The sequence below is a fragment of the Rhizobium tropici CIAT 899 genome (assembly GCF_000330885.1).
GTDB lineage: Bacteria > Pseudomonadota > Alphaproteobacteria > Rhizobiales > Rhizobiaceae > Rhizobium > Rhizobium tropici.
Window position 1 is genome coordinate 3,380,851 of record NC_020059.1, and the last position, 22,581, is coordinate 3,403,431.

Below are 22,581 nucleotides of genomic sequence, written 5' to 3' on the forward strand. Positions count from 1 at the left end.
ACCTCAGCCGAACTGCTGCCAAATGGTCTTGTAGTCGCAATACTTGTCGATCGCGTGCACCGAGCGATCGCGACCGAAACCGGACTGCTTGAAGCCGCCGAAGGGCGTGGCGAAGTTCGACATGTCATAGGTGTTGATCCACACCGTACCTGCATGGATCTCTTCGGAGAAGCGGTGAGCGCGATCCATGTCCTTGGTAAAGACCGCGCCGGCCAACCCATAGATCGTGTCGTTGGCGATCTTCAGCGCCTCCTCCTCCGTGTCGAAGGGGATGGCGGCGAGTACGGGGCCAAAGATTTCCTGCCGCGCCAGGCTCATATCGTTGGTCATGTCGACGAAGACGCCCGGCGACACATAGTAGCCGCCGGTTTCGTTCAAGACGCGCTCGGCACCGAAGGCGCGACGCGCGCCCTCCTTCTCGCCGGCCGCGATCATCGCCAGCACCTTGTTCATATGCTCTTCCTCGATCAGCGCGCCGATCTGCGCTGCAGGGTCGAGCGGATGCTTGAGTGCGATATCGGAGCGGGTGACCGCCTCGATCTTCTCGATCAACCTGTCCTGAACCGAGCGCTGCACGATGAGGCGCGTCGAAGCATGGCAGGTTTCGCCGGAATTGTAGAAACAGCCCCAGGCAGCCGCGACGGCCGCCGCATCGAGGTCGGCATCTTCGAACACGACCAGCGGCGACTTGCCGCCGAGCTCCAGCGCCACGCGCTTGACGTTCGATTGTGCCGCATAGCCCATGATCAGCTTGCCGACCTCGGTCGAGCCCGTGAAGGCGATCATGTCGACATCCATGTGCAGCGCCAGCGGCTTGCCGGTCTCTTCGCCATAGCCCGTCACCACATTGAAAACGCCAGCCGGCAGACCGGCTTCGATCGCGAGCTCGGCAAGGCGGATCGCCGAAAGCGAAGACTGTTCGGCCGGCTTCAGCACCACGGAATTGCCGGCCGCGATCGCCGGCCCGAGCTTCCAGGCATCGATGATCATCGGATAGTTCCAGGGCGTGATCGCCCCGATGACGCCGAGCGGCACCTTGCGCACCAGCGCGCGTGCATTCGAGCCGGTCGGCGCAATCTCGTCATACAGCTTGTCGATCATCTCGCCGTAGAACTGGATGCCGTCGGCACAAAGGCGCACATCGACACCGAGCGAGGCCATGACGGGTTTGCCGACATCGATCGTCTCAAGCATGGCCAGCTCATCGCCATTGGCGCGGATGAGATCGGCCCATTTCAGCATGATCTTCTTCTTTTCCAGCGGCTCCTTCTTGCGCCAGACGCCACTTTCGAAGGCAGCGCGGGCGGAGGCGACCGCAGCATCGACATCGGCGGCATTGCCGCGCGCAAGCTCAGCACCCGGTTTGCCATCCATCGGCCGGATGCGGGTGAAGGTTTCGCCCGAAGCGGCGGCGCGATGAACACCATTTATGAAATGACGACCTTCGGGCTTGAGGCCGGAGAGAACGTTTTCCCAATAATCGCGCGTATAATTCTTGGTCATCTCAGATTCCTTTAGGCAGCGCCATGACGGCGGCGGCAAAGCGATCGATATCGGCATCCGTCACATCGCGGATCGTCGATCGCCGCATGGGCTGGTTTTCGGTAGCCCGCATCTCGCGGGCGAGATCGGAGGCATCGAACGGCTTGAAGGCAGCCGGCAGCGCGCGAACGATACCGCAGCGGTCCATCCAGTCTGAAACGAAAGCGGGAAGTTCAGCGGCGCTCTCGACGCCGCAAGCCTTGGCCGCTGCATTTAGATCTGCGGTATTGGCTTCGGCCAGCCATGGCAGCGTCACCTCGAAGCCGAGTGCCGTCGCAAGCCCATGGTGGACAGGAGCAAGGCCCGCCAGCGCATGGCTGATATTGTGGGCGATCGCGGTGCCGCAATTGTCGATGGCAATACCGCCGAAGCAGGAGCCGAGCAGCACGTGGCCGCGCGCTGCCATATCATCCGGCTGCTTGACGGCTGTCTCCAGTGCACCGGTCAGCAGCCGCAGCGCCTGGTGCGCGTAGAACTGCGCACCACGATGCGTGTTGCGGTTCGTCGCGGCTTCGAAGGCATGGATGAAAGCGTCAAGGCCACACCATGCTGTCAGGTTGGCGGGTAGGGTCTTTGTCAACGCCGGATCGAGAATGACGAGATCGGCCTTCGTCTCCGGACCCCAGATCCAGAGCTTCTTGCCCTCAGGTCCGGCGAAGATATTCGTGGCCGATGTTTCCGAACCCGTCCCGGCCGTGGTCGGGATCATGATCTTCTTCAGCGGATTCTTCGGCAGCGCGTTGGCGGCCAGCGCATAATGCATCGGATCTTCACCCGAAGCGATGCAGCAGGCGACGATCTTGCCGATATCAAGGGCCGAGCCGCCGCCGACGCCGACCACCATGTCCGCGCCCTGCCCGGCCGCGATAGCGGCATGCAGATGCGCAAGCTTCGGCTCGCCGGCAAAATCGGAAAAGACCTGCGTCTTCACGCCTGCTTCGGTAAGTTCCGCGCTGATGTTGGCGGCAAGGCCGGACTGCGCCAGGAAGGCATCAATGACAAGCAAGACCGTACCGACACCATCAAAGGATTTGACTGCAGCGGCAAGGCTGGAGAGCGCATCCTCGCCGAAACGAAGATCCGGGATGGCGGAAACGGAGAAGGACACGCGGGATCCCCTTGGAAAAGCAGCTGTTTTGATAGCCACAATCCTGCATCACAATTTCAGATCTTCAAATCCGGGCAATTATCGGGAATATTGATGATCTGAAGTTATGGAGAGCCAATGCTGGAGAAAATACCGCTGGAAGCCTTCCGCGTGTTCGATGCGGCAGCACGCGCCATGAACTTTTCCCGCGCCGGGCGGGAACTGAACATCACCCAGGCCGCCGTCAGCCGCCGCATCAAGGGACTGGAAGATCACCTCGGCGCGACGCTTTTTACCCGACGAGGCCGGAACCTCGCACTGACGCCGGACGGCGAGCGGCTGTTCCAGCGCGTCCGCGCCACACTGGAGTATCTGGAGGAAAGCCTGGAGCCTTTTCGCGCCGGCACGGGCGAGATCATCTCGATTGCGGCGAGCGGCTCGATCTCGCATCTCTGGCTCGGGCAACGGCTCAGAGACTTCGGCAAGGAGAGTCCCGGCATCTCCGTCCGTCTGCTGACGACGGATGTGCATTCCGAACTGGCCTCGGAGAACAACGATCTCATCATCATCTATTCCACCGGCGAGCATCCGCGCTGGAGCCTGACGCCGCTGATGAAGGAGGTGTTGGTGCCGATCGCCTCGCCGGATTATTTGGCAGCCCACGGCTTGGACGCGCAGACGCTGACGGCGGTCGACATTGCCGGGCTCGACCTCATCGACTACGAGCGCGCCAACGCCCACTGGATCAGCTTCCGCCAATGGTTCGGCCGTGTCGGTGATCCCCTGAAGGGCAAGCTGCCACGACCGCGCCTGTCCTTTTCGACCTATATCATGGCGGTGGAAGCAGCCTTGAGGGGCGAAGGCATCGCACTCGGCAGCCTCGGCCTCATCGAGGAATATCTGCAGTCCGGTGCGCTGATCACCATCGGCAACGACCGCGTGGAGAGCGGCTTCGGATATTTTCTCGGTGCGCCGCGTTTTCGCTCGCTCTCGCCTGAGGCGGCTCAGCTGCACCGGTTCCTTCTGCAGGGGCAATAGGTCTGATGCGGCTTCGGAAGGAATCCGTTTACCGCGTTAAGGGGCATCGCCTATGAGATCGTGACCCCTTCTCCCCAGCGGGGAGAAGGGACATGCCCCGCCGACTTGCCTTGTATGCGACTGCCCCAGCTCGGTCATGACGTATCAAACACTGGCGGGGTCAGCCAAGGCATGACATCAACAAAAAAAGCGGCCCAGAGGACCGCCTTCATTTCACTCATCCATGTTTGGATCGCATCAATCCTGCGTGATCGAGCCGCGCAGATGCGAGAGTTCCATGATGAAGTGCTCCAGGCGCGACTTATGCTCGTGATGCTCGGCATCTTCGAGCTCGGCCTTGGCGGCATTGATGCGGCGGTCCAGCTCGTCGCGGCTCATGTCCTCGACCGGAACGGCAGATTCGGCGAGCAGCGTGCAGCCAGTCGGCAGGATGTCGGCGAAGCCGCCGAAAACGACATAGTCCTGCTTCTTGCCGGAAGCCGAATGCACCTTGACGACGCCAGGCTTGATGGTGGTCATGGTCGGCGCATGGTTCGCCATGACGGTCATCTCGCCTTCGCTGGCGGGGATGACGACATCGATGACCTGTTCCGACAGCAGCAGGCGCTCCGGAGAAACCAGTTCGAAATTGAAATTGTCAGCCATGACCCGTCACTTCTCGATTGTCTTATTCGCAAGGCAAGGGCGCGCGGGCAATGCCGCGCGCCGATGGATTGGCCTGATTAGGCAGCCAGCTTCTTGGCCTTTTCGATCGCTTCTTCGATCGAGCCAACCATGTAGAAGGCAGCTTCCGGCAGGTGGTCGTATTCGCCGTTGACGAGGCCCTTGAAGCCCTTGATCGTGTCTTCGAGAGCGACGAGCTTGCCCGGCGAACCGGTGAAGACTTCGGCGACGAAGAACGGCTGCGACAGGAAGCGCTCGATCTTGCGGGCGCGGGCAACAGCCAGCTTGTCGTCTTCGGACAGTTCGTCCATGCCCAGGATGGCGATGATGTCCTGCAGGGCCTTGTAGCGCTGCAGCGTCGACTGAACCTTACGAGCAATTTCGTAGTGCTCTTCGCCGACGACCAGCGGGTCGAGCATGCGGGAAGTGGAGTCGAGCGGGTCGACGGCCGGGTAGATACCCTTTTCAGCGATCGAGCGCGACAGAACCGTCGTTGCGTCCAGGTGGGCGAACGAGGTTGCCGGTGCCGGGTCGGTCAAGTCGTCGGCCGGAACGTAAATGGCCTGAACCGAGGTGATCGAGCCCGTCGTCGTCGTCGTGATGCGTTCCTGCATCTGGCCCATGTCGGTGGCGAGCGTCGGCTGATAGCCCACGGCCGAAGGAATACGGCCGAGCAGAGCCGACACTTCCGAACCTGCCTGCGTGAAGCGGAAGATGTTGTCGACGAAGAACAGAACGTCCTGGCCTTCATCACGGAAGTTTTCAGCAACGGTCAGACCGGTCAGAGCGACGCGAGCGCGGGCGCCCGGCGGTTCGTTCATCTGGCCGTAAACGAGTGCCGCCTTGGAGCCTTCGCCGCCGCCATGCTTGTTGACGCCCGATTCGATCATTTCGTGGTAGAGGTCGTTGCCTTCGCGGGTGCGTTCACCCACGCCTGCGAAGACCGAGTAACCACCGTGCGCCTTGGCGACGTTGTTGATCAGTTCCATGATGAGAACGGTCTTGCCGACGCCGGCGCCGCCGAACAGGCCGATCTTGCCGCCCTTTGCGTAAGGAGCGAGAAGGTCGACGACCTTGATGCCGGTGACGAGGATCTGCGCTTCCGTGGACTGCTCGACGTAGGACGGAGCTTCCTGGTGGATGGCGCGCTTCTTCGACGTGTTCAGCGGACCTGCTTCGTCGACCGGCTCGCCGATGACGTTCATGATACGGCCGAGCGTCTCATGTCCGACCGGAACCGAGATCGGCGCGCCCGTGTCCTTGACCGGCTGGCCGCGAACGAGACCTTCGGTCGAGTCCATGGCGATGGTACGGACGGAATTTTCGCCGAGGTGCTGTGCGACTTCGAGAACCAGACGATTGCCGTTATTGTCGGTTTCAAGCGCGTTCAGGATCGCCGGGAGCTCGCCGTCGAAAGCAACGTCCACAACGGCGCCGATAACCTGAGTAACCTTACCGACAGAACCTGCGGGGGTAGCTGCGTCAGCCATATTCTTACCCTCTTTTCCCTAACCTCAGAGCGCTTCCGCGCCCGAAATGATTTCAATCAATTCCTTGGTGATCTGTGCCTGGCGCTGACGGTTGTAGTTCAGCGTCAGCTTGTTGATCATCTCACCAGCGTTGCGCGTCGCATTGTCCATCGCGCTCATCTTGGCGCCCATCTCGCCGGCGACGTTTTCGAGCAACGCGCGGAAGATCTGGACAGAGATGTTGCGCGGGATCAGGTCCGCGAGGATCGAAGCCGCATCCGGCTCGTATTCATAGACGGCGCCCTTATGGGCTGCATCTTCTTCGACGACGGCCGGAGCCGAAGCCGGAATGAGCTGCTGTGCCGTCGGGATCTGGCTGATCACCGACTTGAATTCGGAATAGAACAGCGTGCAGACATCGAATTCGCCAGCTTCGAACATCTCGATGATGCGCTTGCCGATGGCGTCGGCATTGTCGAAGCCGATGCGCTTGACGTCGCGCAGTTCCTTGCGCTCGACGATCAGCGAAGCATATTCGCGGCGAAGGACGTCATAGCCCTTCTTGCCGACGGTGAAGATCTTCACCGTCTTGCCTTCGGCCAGAAGCTTGCGGGCATGGTCACGGGCGAAGCGCGAGATCTGCGAATTGAAGCCACCGCAAAGGCCGCGTTCGGCCGTGCAGACGACGAGCAGATGCACATCGCTCTTGCCCGTTCCGGTCATCAGCAGCGGCGCGCCGTCGGCATCGCTGACGGCAGCCGAGATGTTGGCCAGAACAGCGGCCATGCGCTGCGAATAAGGCCGGGCGGCCTCGGCCGCCTCCTGCGCACGCCGAAGCTTCGCCGCGGCGACCATTTTCATCGCCTTGGTGATCTTCTGCGTCGCCTTGACGGAGGCGATCCGGTTTTTCAGATCCTTGAGTGAAGGCATCCTTGGTCCGTCCTAGAGCTTGGGCCCGATTACGCGAAAGACTTGGCGAAGCTGTCGAGAGCAGCGGTGAGCTTGCCCTTCGTCGCGTCGCTGATGGCCTTTTCGGTGCGGATGGTGTCGAGGATGTCCTTACCTTCCGAACGGAGGTACGACAGGAAGCCGTGCTCGAACTTGCCGACCTGGTTGACAGGCAGCTTATCGAGGTAGCCGTTGACGCCGGCAAAGATCACAGCAACCTGCTCTTCCGTCTTCAGCGGCGAGAACTGCGGCTGCTTCAGGAGTTCGGTCAGGCGAGCACCGCGGTTCAGCAGGCGCTGGGTTGCGGCATCGAGGTCGGAACCGAACTGGGCGAAGGCGGCCATTTCACGATACTGGGCGAGTTCGCCCTTGATCGAGCCCGCAACCTGCTTCATCGCCTTGATCTGAGCCGACGAGCCGACGCGCGAAACCGACAGACCGACGTTAACGGCCGGGCGGATACCCTGGTAGAACAGGTCGGTTTCAAGGAAGATCTGGCCGTCGGTGATCGAGATCACGTTGGTTGGAATGAAGGCCGAAACGTCGTTGCCCTGCGTTTCGATGACCGGGAGAGCGGTGAGCGAACCAGCGCCCTTCTCATCGTTCATCTTTGCAGCGCGCTCGAGGAGGCGCGAGTGCAGGTAGAAAACGTCGCCCGGATAAGCTTCGCGGCCCGGCGGGCGGCGCAGCAGCAGCGACATCTGACGATAGGCAACGGCCTGCTTGGAGAGGTCGTCGTAGCCGATCAGGGCGTGCTGAGCGTTGTCGCGGAAATATTCGCCCATGGCGCAGCCGGCGAACGGTGCCAGGAACTGCATCGGAGCCGGATCGGAAGCCGTCGCAGCAACGATGATCGAATACTTCAGCGCGCCGCGCTCTTCGAGCACCTTGACGAACTGCGCGACGGTCGAGCGCTTCTGGCCGACGGCGACGTAGACGCAGAAGAGCTTTTCGCTGTCCGGACCGTTATCCTGAATGGACTTCTGGTTCAGGATCGTGTCGAGGATGATGGCGGTCTTGCCGGTCTGGCGGTCACCGATGACGAGCTCGCGCTGGCCGCGGCCAACCGGGATCAGAGCGTCGATGGCCTTGAGGCCGGTCGACATCGGCTCATGAACCGACTTGCGCGGAATGATGCCCGGAGCCTTGACGTCGACGCGCGAACGGCGGGTCGCGTTGATCGGGCCCTTGCCGTCGATCGGGTTGCCGAGTGCGTCGACAACGCGGCCAAGCAGTTCCGGACCGACCGGAACGTCAACGATCGCGCCGGTGCGCTTGACGGTGTCGCCTTCCTTGATGTCACGGTCGGAACCGAAAATAACCACGCCGACATTGTCGGCTTCAAGGTTCAGCGCCATGCCGCGAATGCCGCCGGGGAATTCGACCATTTCGCCGGCCTGAACATTGTCCAGACCGTAGACGCGGGCGATACCGTCACCGACGGAGAGAACCTGGCCGACTTCGGAGACTTCAGCTTCCTTGCCGAAGTTTTTGATCTGATCTTTCAGAATTGCGGAAATTTCCGCGGCGCGGATATCCATCAGCCGACCTCTTTCAATGCAAGCTTAAGGGTGGAGAGTTTGGTGCGAAGGGACGTATCGATCTGACGCGAACCGACCTTGACGATCAGGCCGCCAAGGATCGACGGATCGACGGTAACGACAATCGTCACGTCCTTGCCGGTGACGCCCTTCAGCGCCGCCTTCAATTCATCTTCCTGCGCCTGGGTCAGCGCATGGGCCGAGGTGACCTCGGCGGAAATCTCGCCGCGATGCTGCGCGGCAATGATGCGGAAAGCCTTGATCATGCCCGGCAGCGCAAAAAGGCGCCGGTTGCTGGCCACAAGCTTCAGAAAATTGGTGACATAGGCGCCGAAGCCGGCCTTTTTCGCCAGCGCTTCGATCGCACCGACCTGCTCTTCAGCCGAAAAAACCGGGCTGAGAACGAAGCGCTTCAGATCATCGCTTTCGTCGAGCATGGCTTGGAACCGATCGAGATCGGCGGTCACTGCCGGTACGGCACCCTCTTCAAGAGCCAATTCGAACAGCGACGAGGCATATCGTTCTGCGACACCAGAAACATGCTGGGATGTGTCTGCCACGGGCACAAAATTCCCTGATTTCAACCCAAGAACCAAACTTCCGGGTGACGGAAGCGATATGTCCTTGAATTCGTTTTGATTTCCCCCAGAAATCAGCAGGAGTGCTCTCCTGCCTCATCCGAAATTCGGGGTTCGTCTAACATAGGATATTGAGACTCGCAACACGCGTATTCGATGAATACGCCATTCGGGCGAATTTATGATGGCAAAATTCGAAAAGCATGGGGATAGCGCAGGCAAAAATGGCCGCGCCGGAGCCGTTTTCGGGTCAAATATAGCCAAGACCATAGAGAAAAGGTAGCGCAGCAAGAATCGCCTGCACAACCAGAAGAAGAAGGCTCAAAAATACGCCGCCCCGATCGGACATGAGCGAGAGGATGCGGCCGAACGCCGCGACGCCGAAGGCGGCACCGAGCGCGAGATAGATCATCGGCTGCGCCAGCAGGATTGCCACCAAACCGAAACCCACCATGAAGCCGCCGGCCGAGCGAGCCTCGGCATAGGCTTCCGAACGGCCTTCCTTCACCTGCAGCTTGAGGAAGCGATAGGTGTAACCCGGCGCGAACATCAGGAAGAGGCCGATCAGCGCCGTAATGGCAGCCGAACAGTAGGCAAGCCGTTCGCCGAATTCGGTCGGAAAATAAAGCTCCATCGTCGCCCTCAAAATCAGCCGCGCGCAAATCACGTCAAGTGAGACGGCCGACTTATGGCATGATCCGCATTACAAGGGAAAGGTGCAGCCAGGATATCTGCCGCGCCAATCACAGAAAGCTTTGCGGATCGATATCGAGCTGCACCTGCACGGAGCCGCGTTCCCTAGGTGATTGCGCCAGCATGGCCCGCAGGAATCCCTGCATGTCGGAATTCCGCCTGCCGTGCACGAGCAGGCGGAAGCGATGGCGGCCGCGCACGAGCGCGATCGGTGCTTCGGCCGGGCCGAGCACTGAAATGCCCGTGACCTGCGGCGCCGCATTGCGCATGCCGCGCGCATGCGTCTCGGCATCCTGCCTGCTGTCGGCCGAGACGATGATCGAAGCCAGGCGGCCGAAAGGCGGCAAGATGGCCCTCTCCCGCTCCGAGATCTCGCGCTCGTAAAAGGCACTGGCGTCGCCGGATACGATCGCCTGCATGACGGGATGCTGCGGCTGGTAGGTCTGCAGCAGTCCGTGGCTCTTCAAGCCGGTTCGGCCGGCGCGTCCCGTCACCTGCGACAGGAGCTGGAACGTCCGTTCGGCAGCGCGCGGATCGCCATTCGCCAGGCCAAGATCCGCGTCGACAATGCCGACCAGCGTCATCAGCGGAAAATTGTGCCCCTTGGCGACAAGCTGCGTACCGATGACGATGTCAGCCTCGCCCTTGGCAATCGCATCGAGCTCCAGCCTCAGTCGCTTGACGCCGCCCATGATGTCGGAGGAGAGCACGATCGTCCGCGCCTCGGGGAAATGCCGCTCCACCTCCTCGGCGATGCGCTCGACGCCCGGCCCGCAGGCGACGAGGTGGTCGAGCGTGCCGCATTCGGGGCAGGCCTCCGGCGTGCGCTCGGCATAGCCGCATTGATGGCATTGGATCTGGTTGCGGAAACGGTGCTCGACCAGCCAGCTCGAACATTGAGGGCATTGAAACCGGTGGCCGCAGACCCGGCAGAGTGTCAGCGGCGCATAGCCGCGCCTGTTGAGGAACAAGAGCGCCTGTTCGCCCTTGGCAACCGTCTTGCCGATCGCGCGGATCATGACGGGTGAAAGAAAGCCGCCGCGCTCGGGCGCATGCCGACGCATATCGATCAGATGCAAATCCGGAAGCGCCGCATCGCCGAAGCGCGTCGGCAAGTGGATTGTCGTGTAGCGCCCGCTCTGGCCATTGACCTGGCTTTCGACAGAAGGCGTGGCCGACACCAGCACGACGGGAAAATCACCGATGCGGCCGCGCACGACGGCCATATCGCGCGCATTATAATAGACACGATCCTCCTGCTTGTAGGCGGGATCATGCTCTTCATCGACCACGATCAGCCCGAGATCCTCGAAGGGCAGGAAGAGCGCCGAACGCGCCCCGGCCACGACCCGAACCTCGCCGGTCACAGCCTGACGCCAGACCTTTTCCCGCATCTTCGGCGCGAGATCGGAATGCCATTCGGCCGGCTTGGCGCCGAAGCGATCCTGAAAGCGTTCGAGAAAACTTGCCGTCAGTGCGATCTCCGGCAGCAGGATCAACACCTGCTTGCCGCGCCGAAGCGTTTCGGCGATGGCCTCGAAATAGACCTCCGTCTTGCCGGAACCGGTGACGCCGTCGATCAGGGAAACCGCAAACTCGCCCTTGCGTATGTCGGCCAGGATTTCGTCGGCCGCATCCTTTTGCGGCCCCTGCAGCCGCGACGCGGTGAATTCCGGATCAGGCTTAGCGACGACAGGCGGCGGCGGCAGGAAGATGGTTTCGAAAATGCCCTGCGAGATCAATCCGTCGACGACGCTGGTGGAGACACCCGCGGCATGCGCGAGGCCAAGCCTCGTCCAGGAAAACCCATCGGCAGCAATCTCCATCACCTTGGCGCGGGCCGGCGTCATCCGCTCCGGCTGGCCGCCGATGAAACGGAGGCCCTCCACCATCGGCTCGGGATCGAAAGCAGCCGGCGCTCGAAGCGCCATCCGCGCCACCAGCCCCGGCGGCGAGAGCGTATAGGCGGCAACCCAATCGATGAAATCGCGCATATGCTTGCCGAGCGGCGGGCAATCGAACACATGGCTGATCGGCCGAAGCTTCTTCGGATCGACCCCGCCATCATCATCGCCATCCCAGACGACGCCGATGACCTGGCGTGGCCCGAGCGGCACCTGCACGACCGAGCCCGGCTCCACCGCCATGCCCTCCGGCACTGCATAGGAATAGGCTCTCGGCGCCGGCATCGGCACGAGAACGGGAACCGTACGGCTCATCACAGACTTAGCGGGCGCCGCCTCGAAAAGCGCACCGAACAGATCGGAAGAATCTTTGCTCATTGCGCCAGACCATGCCCCGGACGGAGGCAAAAGGAAACCCGGGAGCGGTGTACGATCGCTTGCAAAGTTGCGGATAGCCGGGAGGTGGCCTGAGTACGCAGCCTTAGCTAGCAATGCCATCACCGCCCATGGTTACCCAATGGGATCTATTGGCTCCTCCATTTTGGTATCCAAATCGGCCCTGAGCCGAGGACCTGCTTTTAATTGCCCGATCTACTGATGGTCGCCTTAATCGGCTAGGATTGCCTTGGCGGCAACTTCGAGTTGAGTATCGATACCGCTCCTCAATTCGTCGCGTGTCAGCGGAATCGACTTGTCGGGCCTTACGCCGACACCTTCGAACTGGCGACCATCGGGAAAATATTCGCGCTTGGTGGATACCCTGAACGACATGCCAAATCCCGGAAATCTCACGAAATAGGGTTGTCCCGTCGACCCAAAACTCGGCTCGCCCAACACGAGGCCCCGATCGCCATCCTTAAAGCGCAGGGCGAAATCCTCGCAAGCCGAAGCGCTGCCACCATTGATGAGCAGCGCCATCTTTCCCTGCCAGGCGTCCGGGAACGGTAGCGTTATGTCAGGACCACTCCGCATCATGGTTGTGGGTAATGCTGGAGTGCTGCCGTTGAACGAGTTGGAAGCATCGGATTTGGCAATCGTCATAGGGGTAGAAACCAACGTGCCGCGATAGGGGTTGGTCATGATGGCGGACAACAAACCTCCCGGCGAACTGCCTCCGTTGTTGTCGCGAAGATCGAGAAGAATGGCACGGGCATTTTCCACGCCTTGAACTGCCGAAATTGCAGCATCTTCATATTTCGGATCGTCAAAGCCTGGAATGCGGATCACTACCAACCCGTCTGGGCGGTGGATGATTTCGACTTCCGCTGCGAGGGGAGGACCGCGCTCCGGTTCAATTGGCGGAACGGTCAAATCGATTGGTACTTGTCTACCGTCATCCGTGCCGATCGTAAAATGCCGAGGCAACAGAAAAGGGCGGAGCCATGTCATCCAATCCAGCGCCGCCAGGCTGGATTGACCGATGTGTTCGCGCACCGCCTCCAACCACGCATTCACGGGCTTACCGTCAACCTCGGTCACCACGTCACCCGGGTGAAGTTCAGCTATTCTGGATCGCACGACCGTCCACCGACCGTTGATCCGCCTTATCCTGAACGGTATTGATCCGGCCTGATGCCCCAATTCCTCATCCCAAAAGGAGGTATGACCATTTCGCAGACTTGCGAAGAAGCGCATTGTCGCCAGGGAAAAAGCTTTCCGATTTGGTGCTTCCAACGCTTCGCCAAGATAAGCACGGTAACGCGCCTCGAAATCATACCCGGCAGGTAATCCCTCTGTATGCGCAAAGTAGCGCTTGATCGCATGATAGGCCGTTGCGCCGATATAAGCGCGATCCGTAATATCGGGATCCTGAAAGTGGGTCATATGGGCTGTCTCGGCGCGAATTATGGGGAGCGACTGCTACCTAAAGCTGATTTGGTGTGTCCTAACCGCAGATAATCATGGATCATGACGCAAGCTCCCGGTGGCAGCCTACGAGCCCGTTAAAAAGTTTGCCATGATGGTTTCTCATGCGGTCGGGAATCATAGTCCTCACGCGATTTTCGAAACTGATCCGAGTTTTCAACGACCCATGTCCAGAGTGGGATCATTCGGATCAGGAGCCCCATTCCCAGCTCGGTAAGCTCGTATTCCACGCGTGGCGGCATCTCCACCAGGTCATGGCGCGTGACCAGCCCATCTCTCTCAAGTTGTCGTAGAGTGCGTGTCAGCATCCTCTGGGTAACACCATGCATTCTTCGTCCGATATCCGCATGGCGCAGTCTGCCATAGACGCCCAAGGTGTGTATGACGCCCAGCGACCATCTGTTCCCTGCATGGGTCAGAACTTCGCGTCTTACCCCGTCCTCATCTTCGCGGAGGCCATCGCAGACAGCTTGAGAATAGCTCAGGATTTCGTCTCTTGTCATCTTTCTGCCCTATGGTATCACCTGTGTACCCTATTACGATCCTTTCCGAGCGATGCCATCTACTCGTTCACACGAACGGTGAGATTAGAAAGGATTTGCAAAATGCCACTCCACGCAAACGACAGAAGGACAGTCGATCCTGGTCATTGGTGCCGGAGAGCTTGGTATGCCTGTACTACGCAATTTGGCGCGTAGGGCCAAGGATCATTCGGGTACAACCGTCAACATCCCCTTGCGGACGGCGACCGTTGAATCGACCGACCCGGTAAAACAGCGTGATGTCTCCGAAATACGCGAACTGGAGATCGAGATCCTCGCCGGCGACATCCTTGCCGCAACGATAAGTAAGTTCGCAGCGATCTTCGCACGTTTTGATACCGTGGTCGGCTGTGCAGGCTTCTCCGCTGGCCGAAACATGCCCATGAAATTTGCGAAAGCTGCACTGGATGCCAACCTCAAGCGATATTTCCCGTGGCAATTTGGCGTTGACTTCGACGTCATCGGTCGGGGCAGCCCTCAAGACCCGTTCGATGCCCAGATCGACGTGCGTGACCTTCTGCGCGGGCAAGACAAGATCGACTGGGTGGTGATCTCTACAGGAATGTTTACGAGCTTCCTGTTCGAACCGATCTTCGAGGTTGTCGATCTCGAAAATAACGTCGTCAATGCTCTGGGCAGCCTTGATACGGAAGTTTCACTGACAACGCCTGCGGACGCATAGGTTTCGAAGGGCAACGAAATCGGATGCCCCTATTCATCCTCATCATCGATCTCACCGGTCAGCCGCATACCGTCGATCCACGTAGATCCGTCCTCACGGATCACCCGGCGCGGCTTCGCGCCACAGCGTTCCCGCACGGCCTCCGCCAGGCGTTCCGAATGGGTGACGATCCAGATCTGGCTCGTCTTTGCGGCCTCAGCAATCATGTCGGCAAGCGGCGGCAGCATGTCGGGATGCAGGCTTGCCTCCGGCTCGTTGAGCGCGATCAGCGGCGGTAGGCGGTAGGACATCAAGGCGGCAGCGAGACCGAGGAACCGGATCTGACCATCGGAAAGCTCGCGTGGCTGGAAGACGCGATTGGGAAATTCGGGCAGCATCAAGCCGAAATCCGCCGTTTCCTGTGGTTCCGGCACCACGAGCCGTGCGCCGCCGAGCGCTGCAGCAAGAACCCGGTCCAGCTCGACCGTATCTTCGCGCGTATGGACAAGGGTTGCGAAAACGGCGGCGATATTGGCGCCATCCTCGTCCAGCATGGGAGACGTCACCGCAAGGCAAGGCGCACGCAGCGGCGAGCCGCGATCAGTGCGGAAGCCGTGGTAGAAACGCCAGGCATCGACGGCGCGCCGGAAAGTGCCGATCTCCGGAAAATGACCGGCATCGCCCAGGAGTGCTACCGCCGTTTCGGAAATCAGGGCGTTGTCGGGATGCGCAAGCATACGGCCGCTCTCGCCGCGCACGGAAATGCCGGGACCATCGCGCTTCATCATCGTCACCGGCCTCCGCCCGGTTTCAACCGAAAGCTCCTCGGCCTTGACTTGCGGCTCCAGTGGAAATCCGGCGGAGGCACAAGGCGGCCGCATGCCCGCTTCGATCCAGTAGCGGAAGGTTGCCGCCCGCTCCATGTCGAGCAACTCGACATCGAAACGGATGCGGGCGGACTCATGCGAACGCCGCTTGCCCGACCACATGGCGGAGAACATGCCGCCCTCACTGGAAATCTCATGTGCCAGCCTGCCGCGAACCGCAGCCTGCACGAGTTGCAGGGAGCGATAGAGATTAGACTTGCCGACGCCGTTCTCGCCGATGAACAGATTGACATCGGAAAGATCCATGCGGATCGAGCGCAGGGAGCGATAATTGCGTGCAAACATCGAGCGTAGCTGCATGCCACGCGGTTTAACCGATTCCGATATTAAAGAGAATGCGAAACCATGGGCTCATCCTGCCTGGGGGAAACAAGCGGCGAGAAGGTTGCGTTGCCATCCGCCGCAAGGTCGAAGACGGTGTGCCTCTCCAGAGCCTTCGTCACTTCGTTGACGTCGCCGTCCAGATGCTCGACCGGAATGAGATTGCCGACGAGGAAATCGAACCGGTCGCCGCGCTTGTTGAGCAGCTCGTGGAAGACCGTCATGTCGCGCAGCTCGGTCGACCATTTGGCGAACCAGTAGAACAGGCCGGAATTGCGCGCCGTCAGATGCACCGGCAGGATCGGCAGAGTGTATTTGCGCGCGAGACCCACGGCGGATGTCTTCCACGGCCGCTCGTTGAGCTTGCCGTTCGCCCAATAGGCGATGCGGCCGGACGGGAAGAGCACGGTCACCTTGCCCTCCGCCACGGCGCGGTTGGTCAGCTGTAGCGTTTCGCGCGTCTTCGGTTTGCTCTTATATTCTTCGCGCCATTCGACCGGGATGATCATCTCGGCAAAACGCGGGTTGACGCGCACCGCATCGCGATTGGCGAAGATCATCATATCCGGCCGGCGCGACTTCAGAAGATCGAAGACGGCGACACCGTCGGCAATGCCTGTGGGGTGATTGCTGACGAGAATGAAGCCGCCCTTAGCCGGAATACGATCGGCATGGGTGACGCCGATATCGAGCCGCAGCAGATCGCTCATATATTCGAAACACTGGAAGCCCGAAAGCTTGGCGACATCATCGGCGAACTCGATCGCCTTGTTGTAGCGCAGCAGCGTGTAGAGAAACGGGCGCATGAGCGGCCAGAGCGGGTTTCGGACGATCTTCTGCCCGCGCTCTGCGATCAACGTATCGACGATATGTCCTGGCTGTCCCTGGGACACCAAAGCGATTGCTTCTGCAATCTGCCCGAGTGCAGTTATCGAACCGCGGCGTGCCATGAAGTATCCTGAATGGTTGGGATATATTCTATCGCAATCGAATATGATCGAAGCATGACAAGCGCCTCGCATATGGAAGGCGAACCATCCGAGATCCGGAACGAGCCATATGCTGTTTCATTGAAGTCCAGATGCGCCCCGCGGCACGAAGGGAAAACGCACCGGAAGCAGCGGGAAAATTAGCGATTCCATAACCTTCCTTCCTTCAAAGTGGCAGATGCGATCTGAATTTCAAGGGGTTTTCCACTGAACGAATTGCTTGTTATCGCCGACTCCAGGTTGATGGCGGAACGCAACCGCTGGCTCGAAGCACTTGGCCAGGAGCGGCGGCTCGCCGCCCATACGCTGAATGCCTATGAGCGCGATACGCGGCAGTTCCTGACCTTCCTCACCGGCCATCTCGGCGGTCCGGCGACGATCGAGGATATTCATGCGCTCCGACCCGCCGACTTTCGCGCATTCCTTGCCGCCCGCCGCAAGGACGGCGCGGGCGCGCGTTCGCTCGGGCGCAATCTTGCCGGGCTTCGCTCGCTCTTGCGCTATCTCGAAAAGAGGGGCCTGGTGAATGCCGCGGGTGCCGCTGCGGTGCGCTCGCCGAAACAGCCGAAATCGCTTCCGAAGCCGCTTTCCGACAAGCAGGCGATTACCGTCGTCAGCGACGAGGCGCAGCTGCACGAAGAACCATGGATCGCCGCGCGCGATGCCGCCGTGCTGACCCTGCTCTATGGCTGCGGCCTGCGCATTTCCGAGGCGCTGGATCTGAAGCCGCAGGATTTTCCGCAAGGAGCAACCTCGCTGCGCATCACCGGTAAGGGCAACAAGACACGGCTAGTGCCGCTGCTGCCGATCGTCACGCAAGCGGTCGATCAATATCGCAAGCTCTGCCCCTATCATCTCGAAGCCGATGACGGCCTCTTTCGCGGCGCGCGCGGCGGCAAGCTGCAGCCGGGCATCATCCAGCACGGCATGCAAAAACTGCGCAGCGCCTTCGGGCTGCCGGATACGGCAACGCCGCACGCGCTTCGCCATTCCTTCGCCACCCATCTGCTGGCTGGCGGCGGTGACCTGCGCACCATCCAGGAACTGCTCGGCCACGCCAGCCTTTCGACGACGCAGGTCTATACCGGTGTCGATTCCTCGCGCCTGCTCGAAGTCTACGACCGCGCCCACCCGCGCGCATAAGGAAAGATTAACCTCTCGCGTTAAGGGAATTTCCGTCTCGTTCGCGTAAAGCAGAATCATGTGTCAGCATGCCTCCCGAAAGCCGCTTTCCGGCGTTAGCGGTCATGCTCTCTGCGAACGGAAGATTCTGATGATTTCTGCCCTCGGGTCCAAGACGATGCGGTCGATGAAGCCGACGCTCGGCGATATCCTGCTTTGGCTTGCCACCGCCTTTCCGCTGATGCTTGCGGCGCTGCTGGTCGCGACGATGCTGACGCTGCAGCCGGCCCATGCCGAAGGCGCAGTCTCCGATAGCTGCGGCGGCAAGGATCTGATGGCCGAACTTCAAAAGGCCGATCCGGCCAAATATGCCTCGATCATCGCCGCTGGCGACAAGGTGGAGAACGGCAAGGGTATCTTCTGGAAGATCGAAAAGCCCGGCTTGAAGCCGTCATGGCTGCTCGGTACCATGCATGTCTCGGACACACGCGTGCTCACCTTGCCGAAGGGCGCTGCAGATGCCGTTGCATCAGCCGATACGATCGTTGTCGAATCGGATGAGATCCTCGATGACAAGAAAGCCGCCGCTGCCCTCTTCGCCAATCCCTCACTCACCATGCTCACCGACGGCTCGACCATCAGCCAGCATCTCACACCCGAAGAAAATGCGCGGCTAGAAGCAGGCCTCAAGGAACGCGGCATTGCGCTTGCCGCCGTCTCCCGCATGCAGCCCTGGCTGATCTCGAGCTCCTTCGAGATGACGGGCTGCGAGGTTCGCCGCAAGACGGCCGGCGCGAAATTCCTCGACCAGAAGTTGGCGAGCGACGCCGCCGCCGAGGGTAAGAAGGTCGTCGGTCTCGAAACGCTTGCCGAGCAGGCCAAAGCCATGAGCGATCTGCCGGTGGCGCTGCATCTGAAGTCGCTGATGCAGACGCTCGAACTGGGCGACAAGATCAACGACGTCAACGAAACCATGACCGGCCTCTATCTCGTAGGCAACATCGGCGCGATGATCCCGATGCTGAAGGTGATCGAGCCGGACCAGAAGATCACCGACGACGACACCGCCGCCTTCGAACAGCGCATCATCCTCGATCGCAACAAGGTCATGGCCGAGCGCGCCGCCCCCGTTCTCGACAAGGGCAATGCTTTCATCGCCGTCGGTGCGCTTCACCTCGTCGGCGACAAGGGTCTCGTGGCGCTGCTGCGCAAGCAGGGCTTTACGGTGACGGCGGTAAACTGACCGTTTGCATCCGCTTGCCAAGATCGGCAAGCATCGTTACGACGATCAGCCGGTGGAATGGCGTGATGATGGCGAGATAGATCCGGCCAAGCAATATGTTCCGCCGGACAAGCGTCGTCGCATCGACCAGCCGACGCCCCTGATCGTCATTCCGAACGTCGATAACGACCCGAAAATCGAGATGCCGATCGTCGAACCCCAGCACGACCTGATCGTCGGACTTGCTGACGACCGGAAAGAAGCCGATCTTCTCCAGCTCCTCAGCTCGAAGAGCGCTGCTGGATCTCAAGCCGAACAAGCCGGTTATCGCATCGCGCACCCGTATCAGCAGCCGCACCCAAAATGGAAAGCGGCTGAGCATCGTTCGGGCGGCGGCAATCGCCGTCAGATCCGAGTTCGGGATATTCAGTTCGTAGCAGTCAGCCCAATCGGCATCCGGCAGCGCCGGATGCGGCATGAGGGGCTTCACCATCAAAGGCCTTGCAGACATGGTTTCATCCGCCTTTATTCGACGTCCGCAAGCTACCATACATTGCGATCCCATCCGATCGGCAAACATCGACTGCGGCAATTTGGCCGGCAGGTGACTGACTAGCGGACCGCCGATCCGTTGGCCGGCAAGATCTTCAGCCGCCAGGATGTGTTTGGCTTCAGATAGGTCGCGGCAATGGCGCGAACATCCTCGGCGGTCACGGCCTCGTAACCGCTGATGCTCCTGCGGATACGGTCCAGGCGCCGGGGATCGGCCTGGGCATCGCGAAGATTCTGGACCCAATAGCCGTTGGTCTGCTGCGAACGCTTGACCGCTTCGATGATCGGAACCTTGGCCCGTGTCAGCTCGTCGGGCGAAACATCTCCATGACCGAGATCGGCGGCAATCCTGTTTACCAGCTCAAAGAAGTGATCCACCTTGGCGGGCGTGGTTTCGACGTAGAGATAGGCGAAGCCATAGCCAGGGATCGATCTCGATAGATCGACTTCGCCCTGAGGGCTGTAGGTGGCGCCCTCGGCGATGCGGAACTGGTCGACCACGCGGTTCTGAAGAATCGCCCCGGCAACATTGGCAGCCGCCGCCCGCGGCAGATCCGAAAGGAAATCGCCGATCGGCATGGCGACGGCAGCACCGGCGCTGTCGGCGCGCCCGTCATGGAGCCGAACGACCGGATCGGCCGTCGGTGCCGGAAAATGCACGCCGGAACCGTCGCCCTGTTTCTCTCCGTCGCCGCGAACCGGCAAGGCGCCGAAAGTCTGCGCCGTCAAGCGAATGGCCTCATCGACCCCGACGTCGCCGGCGATGATGACCTCGACCGAACCCTTCGAAAGAGCGGGCCGCAGAAGGCCCTCGAAATCGTCCGGCTTCGCATCGAGCAATTGCGTCCGGTCCGGGAATGCCCAGCGCGGATCGCCGGAATGCAGGAGCCCGGAAAGATCGCGCCCGACCACGCTGCCCGGCGTCGCCTGAAGCTGGGGAAGCATGTTCAGATAGGCCTGCTGGACCCGCTTGAAGACATCCGGACGATAGGCCGGATCGGAGGCATAGGCGGTCAGCAGCTGCAATTGGGTCTGCAGGTCGCGCGGCTGCGTCGTACCCTCGAATTTGAAGGCGGCATCCTGAATGGCGAAATCGATGCTGACAACCTTCGCGGCAAAAGCCTTCTGGATATCGTCATAGCTGATGGCTTTCAGGCCCGATAGCGGCATCGCCGGCGCCGCCCAGAGGGGCAGTGGGCGGTCATTCGGCAGTCCCAGCCGGCCATGGCCGACCTCGGCGTGCACTAAAACCTCATCCGCACGATACTTCGTCGGCTTGACGGTCAGGCGAACGCCATTGGCGAAACGCACCATGGTCACGCCGAGATCATCGACCGTACGGCGTTCGACGACATCGCCGGGCTTGCCGAAATCGGTGTAGGGCCATGCGACCGAAGCCGTCTGTTCCGGCGCCTTCACCGCCACGGCACGCGAGTCGGAATAAACCTTCTCGACACCGGCATCGCCGCCCTCTGGCATTTGCGGGATCTGCAGCACCAGCTGCGGTCCATTGCCGGCAAAGACATGCTGAAGAGCCTTGTTAACCTCTTCCGCATGCAGGCCCTTCATCGCGGCATCAAACAGCGCCAGATCGTCCGCGGGCGAGGTGAAAACCATATTCTCGCCGACGCTCCAGCTGAGCGCGCCGGCAATATCCGGACTGGTGCGCGTCGCAGCTCCGCTCGCAGCAGCCTGCAGGGTGGAGCGATATTCGACAATTTCCCGCTCGATCTCGCTTTGATCGGCACCGAACTGCGCGATGCGGCGCTGCTCCTGATCGATAGCCGCCAAGGCCGCCTGCCACTTCGCAGGATCGCTATCGGCGCCCACCATCGCGACATGGGCTGATTTCAGCAGATCCTGCGCACCGGCCTGCGCGCTGACGAAGGGTGGATTGGGCTGCTGCGCCAGAACGGACAGGCGCCGGTTGAGAACGGCAAGGCCGATATCCTCGACCAGCTGCGCGCGGCGCTTGGCCACCAAATCGGGCGAAGCGTCGTAGGCGCGCGTCCAGGCAAGCTGCACGCGGGTCGCCCCACCCGGCACGATGACCGTGCCGACGCGCTCGCCATGGCTTTTGAGAGTGCCGAGGTCAGGGTCGGCGGGTGCAGGTGCGGCGGCGGTCCAATTGCCGAAGCGCGTACGGATATCGGCTTCGATGGCGGCGGCATCGATATCGCCGACGACGATCAGGCTGGCGCGATCGGGGCGATAAAAGGTGCGGTAGAAGTCCCGCAACAGATCGACCGGGGCGTTGCTGATGATATCGGTCCTGCCGATCGGCGGGCGCTGCGGCACGCGCTGCCCTGGTAGCAGCTGCGAAAGCAAACCGGTCCCACCACGATATTGCGGCGTGTCACGCAGCTTCTCTTCCGAAAGGATGACGCCGCGCTCGCGGTCGAAGGCGCCGGCATCGAGCGTCAGCTCGCTTGCCGTCTCGCGCATCAGCATCAGGCCGGTCGAAACCGTCTCCGGTTTGGCTTCCGGCAGATCCAGCGCATAAACAGTTTCGCCGTAGCTAGTGGACGCATTGGTATCCGCGCCGAAAGCCAGGCCAAGACGCTGAAGGGTGCGCACCATCTCGCCTTCCGGCACATGGGTCGAGCCCTTGAAGGCCATGTGCTCGAGGAAATGCGCCAGACCTTCCTGGTCATCACGCTCCTGCAACGAGCCGGCACCGATACGGAAGCGGATCGCCACCTGCCCGGCCGGGGTCGCATTGTGCATGACGGCATAGCGCATTCCGTTCGGCAAGGTCCCGAAGCGTATCCCCTGCTCCACCGGCAGGTCGCTTGCCGCCTGCGGCCAGCTGGCGACAGGCATTTCCGCATGGGCAGGAGCCGCAACGGTAACGAGGAGCGCGAGCGTTGTCGCAACGAAAAGTTTCAGGGTTAGACGGCCGGCTGGGTTTTGACGTGACATGCTTGCTTTGTTGGTGAGAACGATTGGACGATGC

19 protein-coding genes are annotated in these 22,581 nt (G+C 60.9%); 4 read left to right on the plus strand and 15 right to left on the minus strand.

All coding sequences use genetic code 11. The features are described from left to right. Window positions 1-3: 3 nt before the first annotated feature. Both RTCIAT899_RS16565 and RTCIAT899_RS16570 read right to left on the minus strand, forming a co-directional pair. Window positions 4-1,503: an aldehyde dehydrogenase family protein gene (locus RTCIAT899_RS16565; RefSeq protein ID WP_015341383.1), complete on the minus strand. Its 1,500-nt coding sequence runs from the start codon at window positions 1,501-1,503 to the stop codon at window positions 4-6. Between the two features lies 1 nt (window position 1,504). Further along, a complete protein-coding gene (locus tag RTCIAT899_RS16570) occupies window positions 1,505-2,650 on the minus strand; it encodes an iron-containing alcohol dehydrogenase (protein ID WP_015341384.1) in 1,146 nt (381 codons plus the stop codon). Window positions 2,651-2,767: 117 nt separating this feature from the next. Here RTCIAT899_RS16570 and RTCIAT899_RS16575 point away from each other — a divergent pair, with 117 nt between their 5' ends. Continuing rightward, window positions 2,768-3,667, plus strand: coding sequence for a LysR substrate-binding domain-containing protein (locus RTCIAT899_RS16575; protein WP_015341385.1), 900 nt, complete (start codon window positions 2,768-2,770; stop codon window positions 3,665-3,667). Window positions 3,668-3,904: 237 nt separating this feature from the next. Here RTCIAT899_RS16575 and RTCIAT899_RS16580 read toward each other — a convergent pair whose 3' ends face one another. The 9 genes from RTCIAT899_RS16580 to RTCIAT899_RS16620 all read right to left on the minus strand — a co-directional run bounded on the left by RTCIAT899_RS16580 (window position 3,905) and on the right by RTCIAT899_RS16620 (window position 13,832). Then, window positions 3,905-4,312, minus strand: coding sequence for a F0F1 ATP synthase subunit epsilon (locus RTCIAT899_RS16580; protein ID WP_015341386.1), 408 nt, complete (start codon window positions 4,310-4,312; stop codon window positions 3,905-3,907). A 77-nt stretch (window positions 4,313-4,389) separates the two neighbouring features. Next, window positions 4,390-5,820, minus strand: coding sequence for a F0F1 ATP synthase subunit beta (gene atpD / locus RTCIAT899_RS16585; protein WP_015341387.1), 1,431 nt, complete (start codon window positions 5,818-5,820; stop codon window positions 4,390-4,392). A gap of 24 nt (window positions 5,821-5,844) precedes the next feature. Next, a complete protein-coding gene (locus tag RTCIAT899_RS16590) occupies window positions 5,845-6,729 on the minus strand; it encodes a F0F1 ATP synthase subunit gamma (RefSeq protein ID WP_015341388.1) in 885 nt (294 codons plus the stop codon). 29 nt (window positions 6,730-6,758) lie between these two features. Beyond that, on the minus strand, window positions 6,759-8,288 hold the full coding sequence (atpA, locus tag RTCIAT899_RS16595; RefSeq protein WP_015341389.1) for a F0F1 ATP synthase subunit alpha: 1,530 nt from the start codon (window positions 8,286-8,288) through the stop codon (window positions 6,759-6,761). Then, a complete protein-coding gene (locus RTCIAT899_RS16600; protein WP_081598388.1) occupies window positions 8,288-8,854 on the minus strand; it encodes a F0F1 ATP synthase subunit delta in 567 nt (188 codons plus the stop codon). Before RTCIAT899_RS16600 ends, atpA begins: the two co-directional genes overlap by 1 nt. Window positions 8,855-9,116: 262 nt before the next feature. Next, entirely contained in the window at window positions 9,117-9,500 is a 384-nt protein-coding gene (locus tag RTCIAT899_RS16605; protein WP_015341391.1) for an AGROH133_08824 family phage infection protein, read from the minus strand. A gap of 109 nt (window positions 9,501-9,609) precedes the next feature. Next, window positions 9,610-11,841, minus strand: a complete 2,232-nt coding sequence (locus RTCIAT899_RS16610) for a primosomal protein N' (RefSeq protein ID WP_015341392.1) — start codon at window positions 11,839-11,841, stop codon at window positions 9,610-9,612. Between the two features lie 228 nt (window positions 11,842-12,069). Further along, window positions 12,070-13,287 carry a S41 family peptidase gene (locus tag RTCIAT899_RS16615; RefSeq protein WP_015341393.1) on the minus strand — a complete coding sequence of 406 codons (1,218 nt, stop codon included), beginning with the start codon at window positions 13,285-13,287 and terminating at the stop codon, window positions 12,070-12,072. 119 nt (window positions 13,288-13,406) lie between these two features. Further along, window positions 13,407-13,832 (minus strand): winged helix-turn-helix transcriptional regulator, encoded by a 426-nt coding sequence (locus RTCIAT899_RS16620; protein ID WP_041677694.1) that lies wholly within the window; start codon window positions 13,830-13,832, stop codon window positions 13,407-13,409. 166 nt (window positions 13,833-13,998) lie between these two features. On the opposite strand from RTCIAT899_RS16620, the gene RTCIAT899_RS16625 reads away from it, so the two are divergent. After that, window positions 13,999-14,553, plus strand: a complete 555-nt coding sequence (locus RTCIAT899_RS16625; protein WP_015341394.1) for a Rossmann-fold NAD(P)-binding domain-containing protein — start codon at window positions 13,999-14,001, stop codon at window positions 14,551-14,553. A 29-nt stretch (window positions 14,554-14,582) separates the two neighbouring features. On the opposite strand, the gene RTCIAT899_RS16630 is transcribed toward RTCIAT899_RS16625, so the two are convergent. Further along, entirely contained in the window at window positions 14,583-15,719 is a 1,137-nt protein-coding gene (locus RTCIAT899_RS16630) for an AAA family ATPase (RefSeq protein ID WP_015341395.1), read from the minus strand. Window positions 15,720-15,745: 26 nt separating this feature from the next. After that, window positions 15,746-16,690, minus strand: a complete 945-nt coding sequence (locus RTCIAT899_RS16635) for a GNAT family N-acetyltransferase (protein ID WP_015341396.1) — start codon at window positions 16,688-16,690, stop codon at window positions 15,746-15,748. Window positions 16,691-16,936: 246 nt separating this feature from the next. Here RTCIAT899_RS16635 and RTCIAT899_RS16640 point away from each other — a divergent pair, with 246 nt between their 5' ends. Beyond that, window positions 16,937-17,872, plus strand: a complete 936-nt coding sequence (locus tag RTCIAT899_RS16640) for a tyrosine recombinase XerC (protein WP_041677695.1) — start codon at window positions 16,937-16,939, stop codon at window positions 17,870-17,872. A 130-nt stretch (window positions 17,873-18,002) separates the two neighbouring features. Then, window positions 18,003-19,094 carry a TraB/GumN family protein gene (locus tag RTCIAT899_RS16645; protein ID WP_015341398.1) on the plus strand — a complete coding sequence of 364 codons (1,092 nt, stop codon included), beginning with the start codon at window positions 18,003-18,005 and terminating at the stop codon, window positions 19,092-19,094. On the opposite strand, the gene RTCIAT899_RS16650 is transcribed toward RTCIAT899_RS16645, so the two are convergent. After that, window positions 19,072-19,584: a DUF2867 domain-containing protein gene (locus tag RTCIAT899_RS16650; RefSeq protein WP_041677696.1), complete on the minus strand. Its 513-nt coding sequence runs from the start codon at window positions 19,582-19,584 to the stop codon at window positions 19,072-19,074. The two genes, RTCIAT899_RS16645 and RTCIAT899_RS16650, sit on opposite strands and share 23 nt — an antisense overlap. Before the next feature lie 101 nt (window positions 19,585-19,685). Next, window positions 19,686-22,547: a M16 family metallopeptidase gene (locus RTCIAT899_RS16655; protein ID WP_015341400.1), complete on the minus strand. Its 2,862-nt coding sequence runs from the start codon at window positions 22,545-22,547 to the stop codon at window positions 19,686-19,688. Window positions 22,548-22,581 lie beyond the last annotated feature (34 nt).

Excerpts from the sequence above, each read along its gene's own strand:
- RTCIAT899_RS16565 (WP_015341383.1), bottom strand. The coding sequence starts at position 1,503 with ATGACCAAGAATTATACGCGCGATTATTGGGAAAACGTTCTCTCCGGC.
- RTCIAT899_RS16575 (WP_015341385.1), top strand. The coding sequence starts at position 2,768 with ATGCTGGAGAAAATACCGCTGGAAGCCTTCCGCGTGTTCGATGCGGCA.
- RTCIAT899_RS16580 (WP_015341386.1), bottom strand. The coding sequence starts at position 4,312 with ATGGCTGACAATTTCAATTTCGAACTGGTTTCTCCGGAGCGCCTGCTG.
- atpD (WP_015341387.1), bottom strand. The coding sequence starts at position 5,820 with ATGGCTGACGCAGCTACCCCCGCAGGTTCTGTCGGTAAGGTTACTCAG.
- RTCIAT899_RS16590 (WP_015341388.1), bottom strand. The coding sequence starts at position 6,729 with ATGCCTTCACTCAAGGATCTGAAAAACCGGATCGCCTCCGTCAAGGCG.
- atpA (WP_015341389.1), bottom strand. The coding sequence starts at position 8,288 with ATGGATATCCGCGCCGCGGAAATTTCCGCAATTCTGAAAGATCAGATC.
- RTCIAT899_RS16605 (WP_015341391.1), bottom strand. The coding sequence starts at position 9,500 with ATGGAGCTTTATTTTCCGACCGAATTCGGCGAACGGCTTGCCTACTGT.
- RTCIAT899_RS16610 (WP_015341392.1), bottom strand. The coding sequence starts at position 11,841 with ATGAGCAAAGATTCTTCCGATCTGTTCGGTGCGCTTTTCGAGGCGGCG.
- RTCIAT899_RS16615 (WP_015341393.1), bottom strand. The coding sequence starts at position 13,287 with ATGACCCACTTTCAGGATCCCGATATTACGGATCGCGCTTATATCGGC.
- RTCIAT899_RS16620 (WP_041677694.1), bottom strand. The coding sequence starts at position 13,832 with ATGACAAGAGACGAAATCCTGAGCTATTCTCAAGCTGTCTGCGATGGC.
- RTCIAT899_RS16625 (WP_015341394.1), top strand. The coding sequence starts at position 13,999 with ATGCCTGTACTACGCAATTTGGCGCGTAGGGCCAAGGATCATTCGGGT.
- RTCIAT899_RS16630 (WP_015341395.1), bottom strand. The coding sequence starts at position 15,719 with ATGCAGCTACGCTCGATGTTTGCACGCAATTATCGCTCCCTGCGCTCG.
- RTCIAT899_RS16635 (WP_015341396.1), bottom strand. The coding sequence starts at position 16,690 with ATGGCACGCCGCGGTTCGATAACTGCACTCGGGCAGATTGCAGAAGCA.
- RTCIAT899_RS16645 (WP_015341398.1), top strand. The coding sequence starts at position 18,003 with ATGATTTCTGCCCTCGGGTCCAAGACGATGCGGTCGATGAAGCCGACG.
- RTCIAT899_RS16650 (WP_041677696.1), bottom strand. The coding sequence starts at position 19,584 with ATGTCTGCAAGGCCTTTGATGGTGAAGCCCCTCATGCCGCATCCGGCG.
- RTCIAT899_RS16655 (WP_015341400.1), bottom strand. The coding sequence starts at position 22,547 with ATGTCACGTCAAAACCCAGCCGGCCGTCTAACCCTGAAACTTTTCGTT.